The organism is uncultured Jannaschia sp. (genome assembly GCF_947494025.1).
Lineage (GTDB): Bacteria > Pseudomonadota > Alphaproteobacteria > Rhodobacterales > Rhodobacteraceae > Jannaschia.
The window spans coordinates 1-6,798 of sequence record NZ_CANLTQ010000056.1 but is presented as its reverse complement, the minus strand read 5'-3'; the positions used below and the strand labels follow the sequence as shown (position 1 = coordinate 6,798).

3 protein-coding genes are annotated in these 6,798 nt (G+C 67.0%); 2 read left to right on the top strand and 1 reads right to left on the bottom strand.

Going from position 1 to position 6,798, the window contains the following annotated elements; genetic code table 11:
- Positions 1-244 precede the first annotated feature (244 nt).
- Complete coding sequence (locus Q1B08_RS20455; RefSeq protein ID WP_299822974.1) at positions 245-3,352, bottom strand: efflux RND transporter permease subunit; 3,108 nt, start codon at positions 3,350-3,352, stop codon at positions 245-247.
- Positions 3,353-3,466: 114 nt separating this feature from the next.
- Here Q1B08_RS20455 and Q1B08_RS20450 point away from each other — a divergent pair, with 114 nt between their 5' ends.
- Entirely contained in the window at positions 3,467-5,176 is a 1,710-nt protein-coding gene (locus tag Q1B08_RS20450; protein ID WP_299822972.1) for an efflux RND transporter periplasmic adaptor subunit, read from the top strand.
- 36 nt (positions 5,177-5,212) lie between these two features.
- Positions 5,213-6,559 carry a fasciclin domain-containing protein gene (locus tag Q1B08_RS20445; RefSeq protein ID WP_299822969.1) on the top strand — a complete coding sequence of 449 codons (1,347 nt, stop codon included), beginning with the start codon at positions 5,213-5,215 and terminating at the stop codon, positions 6,557-6,559.
- Positions 6,560-6,798: the final 239 nt, after the last annotated feature.

Below are 6,798 nucleotides of genomic sequence, written 5' to 3'. Positions count from 1 at the left end.
CTTCTTCGTCATCGTCCATCTCCCCCTTGGGGTCAGAATGGACCGGCAACCTCATACACAGAAGATCGGACACTCTCGCTGAGAATTGACGGCGCTTCGACACCGCCTTGATATGCCGCCCCTCAGGGCATCACCAACTTTCGCGCGTTACTCACTATCCAAAGCCCCGCTCCAGTGCGGACGGGTCGCCTGTCGTGCGTGCCTTGGATACAGGTGAACGCGTTACGTCAACTCGTCCGCCGTTTCAGCCGCTCTGCCCCTTGTCCGCGGGATCGCCCCGAAGGCGAGCGGCCAGCATGTAGAGGACCGGCGTCACCAGGAGAGTCAGGATCGTCGCCGCGACCATGCCGCCGATCACCGTGATGCCGACCGAGGCTTGGGCGTTGGCACCGGCACCGCTGGCGAAAGCGAGGGGGAGGGCGCCCAAAATGAAGCTGAGCGCGGTCATCAGGACTGGGCGCAGGCGCAGTGCCCCGGCTCGGGCCGCGGCCTCGGCGGGGCTCGCGCCCTCGTGGCGCGCATCCTCGGCGAAGGCGACAATAAGGATCGCGTTCTTGGCCGCCAGCCCCACAAGCATCAGCAGGCCGATCTGCGCGAAGACGTCGAGCGGCAAGCCGAGCATTGCGAGCAGGCCCAAGGCGCCCAGCAACGCGAACGGCGCGGCAAGCAGGATCGCGCCGGGCAGGATCAGGCTCTCGTATTGCCCGGCCAGTGTCAGGTAGGCGAACAGGATTGCCAGCCCGAAGATGAGCGGGGTCAGGTCGCCAGCCTCGTTCTGCTGATAGACCGCACCCACCCAGCCGTAATCGTAGCCCGCGGGCAGCGCCTCCTCGAGCGTCGAGGTGATCGCGTCCTGCGCCTGGCCCGCGCTCACGCCGGGCGCCGCCTGGGCGATCACCTCGACCGACCTGTAGAGGTTGAAATGCGCGATCGATTCCGCGCCGGTGGCGAAACGGACGTCGACGAACTCCGCCAGAGGCACCATCCGGCCGATGGCATTTGGAATGCTGATCCGGGTGATATCCTCGGGGTCATCGCGGGCCTGCGCCTCGCCCTGCACGTAGACCCGGTAGATCCGGCCGAAGCGGGTGAACTCGTTGATAAAGGCGGATCCGAGATAGGTCTGTAGGGCGCCGTAAAGAGCGCTCGACGAGATGCCGAGCTGCTCAGCCTTCTCGGTGTCGATGTCGAGCTCGAGCTGCGGCACGTCGGCGTTGAAGCTCGTGAAGGCGGAGGCGAGCTCGGGCGACTGGTTCAGCGCGCCGATCACCGCGCCCCCGACCTGCGCGATGGCTTCTATCGACTGGTTCTCGATCGCCTGGATCTGGAACGACAGGCCGCCCCCCGCGCCCACGCCGGGCAGGCTCGGCGGGTTGATGATCTGGACGCGGGCATGCGGATAGGCGCGCAGACGCCCCTGGAGACGGTCGGTGATGTTCCGGGCGGTGGCGTCCCGGGCACCCCATTCGGCAAGCCGCAGGATCAGGAAGCCCGTGTAGCTGGACGAGCCGCCGATCAGACTGTTGCCGGCGATCGTGACGCTCTCCTCGATCTCCGGCTCGGCCAGGAACTGCGCTTCGAGCTCACGCACCACATCCGCCGTCCGTCCGAGGGCCGCGCCCGGCGGCAACTGCACGTCGACAATGAGATAGCCCTGATCCTCCTCGGGCACGAAGCCCACGGGGCGTTGCAGGAACAGTATCAGCACCACAGCGAGCAGCAGGCCGAATCCAGCGAGGACAAGCCACCAGATCTTTTCCAGCCTTTCGATGCCGTGCCGGTAGCGGTCGGCGTTTCGATCAAACCAGCGGTTGAAGACCTGGAACGGCTTGGCTGGAGGAGCTTCGCGCGCTCGCAACATGACCCGGGACAAGGCCGGGGTGAGCGTCAGCGCCGTCAGCGAGGAGATCGACACCGTCACCGCGATGGTCAGCGCGAACTGGTTGTAGAGGCTTCCCGTCAGGCCGGGAATGAATGCGACGGGGATGAAAAGGCCGAGCAGCACCAGCGTGGTGGCGAGGATCGGGCCCGTCACCTCGGTCATCGCTTGCTTGACCGCCGCGCCGGGCTCGAGATCCTTGTCCTCGAGCGTCCGGGTGACGTTCTCCACGACCACGATCGCGTCGTCCACGACGAGCCCGACGGCCAGGATCATACCAAGAAGGCTGAGCGTGTTGATCGAGAAGCCGAGCAGATAGAGGACGGAGAAGGAGCCGATCAGCGCCACTGGGATGACGATGCAGGGCAGGAGCGTCGCGCGGAACTGCTGCAGGAACAGATAGACGGTGGCCACGACGAGCAGGATCGTCACACAGAGCGTGATGAAGACGTTCTGGATGCTCTTCTGCACGAAGGTGCCCGTGGTGAAGGCGAACTCGTACTCGATCCCGGTCGGGAAGCGCTCGGCAAGCCGGTCGAGTTCCGCCCTGAGCGCAGCCTCGACCTCAAGCGCATTGGCGCCGGGCGCCTGGAAGATGCCGATCTGCGCGCTCGGCTGTCCGGAGAACCACGATTCCGTGCCGTAGCTCTCCGAGCCCAACTCGACCCGGCCAAGCCGGCCCAAGCGGATCGCGGCGCCAGTGGCCTGCGACGTGCCCACGAGGATCGCCTCGAAGTCCTCGGCCGTGGAGCCGCGCTCCGGCGCCTGGACGCTGAATTCGAAGGCCTGCGTTTCAGGCGCCGGTGCGCTGCCGATCGCGCCAGCCGCGCGCGGCGCGTTGCGAAGCTCTACCGCCTCGATCACGTCCTGAGGCGACAGGCCATGATAGGCCATCGCGTCCGGGTCGAGCCAGATCCGGATGGCGAAGGTCTTGTCGGTGAAGTTGCGGACCTCGCCGATCCCGTTCACCCGGTTCATCGGATTGACGAGGTTGATTTCGGCGTAGTTCGACAGGAACAGCTCGTCGTACTCGCCCGAGGGTGAGTAGAGCGCGACCACGGCCATGAGCTGCGGCGAGGCCTTGCGGATCGTCACGCCTACGTCGCGCACCGCCTCGGGCAGGCTCGGCCGCGCCCTGTTGACGCGGTTCAGCACGTCGACGGCGGCTGTGTCGATGTCGTAGCCCACCTCGAAGGTCGCGCTGATCGAGGATTGGCCGGAATTGGAACTGGTCGAGGAGATATAGATCAGCCCGTCGATTCCGTTGATCGCCTGTTCGAGCGGCGTTGTGACGCTTTCCTCCACGGCGCGGGCATTGCCGCCAGTGAAGGTCGCCGTCACCTGCACAACCGGCGGCGCGACGCTCGGGAAGCGGGCGATCGGCATCAGATAAGCCGAGACCGCGCCGACGATGGTGATCACCAGGGCGAGCACGCCGCTGAGGACAGGGCGGTCAACGAAGAAATTGATCATGCGCCCTGCCGGTTTGGGGTGGGAAGTGCCTGCCGCCGCAATAGCTAGATCGTCGTGAGCGGAGCGCCATCACGGATGTGGTCGTTTCGCGGACCGAACGCAGATAGCAGGCTCATGGACCGAGACGCCGAGCGAGAAGATCATGTCGCCGCATCCGATGGCAACGCCGACCGCCCCGCCGTGGGTCGGGATACGGAAGCGCGGGAGGATGTCGTCCCGGCCGAACTGGGCGACAGGCGTCTGGCGGCCGAGAGAGAGGTCCGCGCGGAGCGGGATGGCGACGACGGGCAGGAGCAGGGCCGCGAGGGGGGAAGCCACCGCAAGCTCTGGATCTGGGTCGGTGCGGCCGTCCTTGCCGTGGCCGTCCTGCTCGTCGCGTTGTGGTGGTTCGGCATCTGGCCCTTTGTCGCCGAGGAGGAAGGGGAGGACGGGCCAAGCGAGATCCCGGTCTCCGTCGATGTAGCACGCTACGAGGAGATCCCGGTCTACTACGAATATAACGGGCTTACCTACGCGTCGCGGCAGGCCGATATCCGGCCGCGTGTGAGCGGCTATATCGAGGAGATCGCCTTCGAGGAGGGCGGCACCGTCGCGGAGGGGGACCTTCTCTACCGGCTCGACGCGCGCACCTTCGAGGCGGCAGTGGCGCAGGCCGAGGCCGAGCGCGAGGCGCTCGAGGCGAGCCTCGCCTTCGCCGAGGCGCAGGTCTCACGGTTCTCGGTCCTCTCGGACCGAGGCGTGGCCACGGGCGAGCGCTATGACCAGGCCCTCGCCCGGCGCGAGGAGTTGCAGGGGCGGGTGGCCGCCCTCGATGCCCGCATCGCCACGACCGAGCTCAACCGGCAATACACCGAGGTCCGGGCGCCCTTCGATGGCCGCATCGGGCTCAGCCTTCTCAACGAGGGCGAGCTGGCGAGCCCCGGCGGCGCGGCGCTGACGACCATCGTCCAGCTCGATCCCATCGAGGTGCGCTTCGAGATCCGCGACGACGAGTTGCCGCGCATCCGCTTGGCCGGCGCCGGCGACACGCCGCTCCGGACGGTGATGCTACTGGAGGAGGACGCGGCCTATGCCGAATACGGCGTGCTCGAGGCGATCGACAACGCGATCGACACGACCACCGGCACGATGACCGCCCTCACCCTGTTTCCCAACACGGAGGGCATGATCCTGCCCGGCCGTTTCGTCGATCTGCGCCTTCTTCTGGGGACTGCGGAGGGAATCCTGATCCCGGAGGCCGCCCTCACAGCCAATCTGGACCGGCGGATCGTCTACCGCGTCGGGCCCGAGGACAACGCGGTCGCGACGCCCGTCGAGGTCGGCCGCCGCTTCGGCGATCGGGTGGTCATCGTCTCCGGGCTGGAGCCGGGAGACCGCGTCGTGACGTCGAACCTGCAACAGATCAACGACGGCGCCCCGCTGGTCGTGCCGTCGCCCCAACCGCTCGCAGCTCCCCCGAGCCGGTCGCAGGAAGGCGAGGGCGGGACCGCGCGCGACATGCCGCGTCCCGCACCGCTCGGACCGACCGGCACGGCCACGCAGGCGCCGCAGGGGGGCGGCCTCGTCGTTGCGCCGGACATTGCCGGCGGCGGAACCGCCGCCGGTCCTGCGGAGGTTCCGCTCGCTGGCGAACGAACGATCGGCGTTCCGGACGACCTTCCGGGCAGCGATCAAATCCCGTTCAACGGACAGACGCCGCTGGGCACATCCGACGGATTCGCGCCGGCTCCGGAACCCGGCGGCACCACGATCAACCTTTCGCCCCCGCCCCCGCCCATTCCGCCGCCATCGCCCGTCGGGCCCGGCACCCCCGCCGGTCCGTGATCGGAACCAGGCCGAACCCAGAAGAGGAAAAACCCCATGAGGCGAATTCTTGGCACGACGATGACGATGACGATGCTCCTGCTGGCAGGGAGCGCCTCCGCGCAGAATCTCCTCGCGGAGATGACCGAGACCGGACGGTTCGAACACTTCCTTGCCGGCTTGCGCAGTGCCGGGCTCGAGGATCGGCTCGCAGGGCCGGTCACCGTCTTCGCCCCAACCGACGCGGCCTACGAGGCAGCCGTCACGCCCGAGCTCCAGGCGGCGTTCGAGGACGACCCGGCGCTGGCACGGCGTGTCCTTCTCACCCATATCGCCGAAGGCGTGGTCTACCCCGCCGATGCCTTGCCACGGACCGTCGACGTCACGAGCGGTGAGACGCTGACCGTCGAGTTCACAGGCAACCGCCTGCTCGTGACGGTGGACGATGCGTCCGAAGTCTCCGACGTCGTGGCGATCCGGGGCGGCGAGATCCGGATCGGAAACAGCATCGCGCATCCGCTTGATGGGATCCTGCTGCCGCAGGATGCGACCCTCGCAGCCTTGTCCCGGCCTGCGGACGAGGCGGAGGGCGCGAGGAATCCCGACCTCGTCACGCCGGATGGTGTCCCTGTTCCCGAGGACGGGAGCTATCTCGACGAACTCGTCGGAGGTCCGGAGCCGGAGGCGCTCGAGGAGGCGCCCAGCTCGCGTGAGGAGACCGGGTCTACTGATGGGTCCGCCGGATCCGTGACTGGTCCGGATGCTGGCGGAGAAGTTGACGGCGCCGACGTCACGCTCGTCACACCTGATGCGGACGCGCTCCGGAGCGCCCGTGGTGCGGCCGAGACCGTGACGACCTACGTGCCCATGGACGAGAACGGCGTGGAGGCCGGTATCGTGATTGAGGAGATGAACGTCACAGTCGAGGAGACGCCGCGGGTCGAACCGCGCACCGTCGCGCCGTCGCGCATGATGAACGGAGCCGCTTTAGGATCGGAAGCGGAGGGGCAACCCTCTATGTCGTCCGATGACGGACCGGATGGCGCTGCGTCCGGCGAGGCAGGGGGCATGCCCGATCAGGAAGCATCCCGCTTTGCGGCGAGCCAAGAGGGATCCGAGGAGGCGTTTCTGTTGCAGAACATCGTTGGCTGGCCGGTCTATGCCGAATCGGGCGTGCAAATCGGAGATGTCAGGAACGTCATCATCCTGCGGAATACCGGAGCGGTCGACGGCTTCCTCGTCGAGATCGGCGGGTTCCTCGGGCTTGATATCGGGACGCGTCTGGTGCGCCTCGACCTCGACGAAGCTCGCATCGACGTCGCCGACGAAGCGGTCGTCACCAGCCTTTCGGAGGGCGAGATGTCAGAGCGCGAGGAGTATCGGGGGCCGGAGCTGAATCCCTGACCTGCGAGCGGCGTCGATGATGTGGCCGCCCCCCGATGGCATCGAAGTGACGACGTAGGTCCGCAACGATTCACAAGAGAGAGCGGTCATGTCGGAGATTACGAGTAACGCGCGAAAGTTGGTGATGCCCTGAGGGGCGGCATATCAAGGCGGTGTCGAAGTGCCGTCAATTCTCAGCCGAGAAAGGGATATGCCACATGTCGGACGATACCATTACCCCGCTGCCCGATCCATCGGGA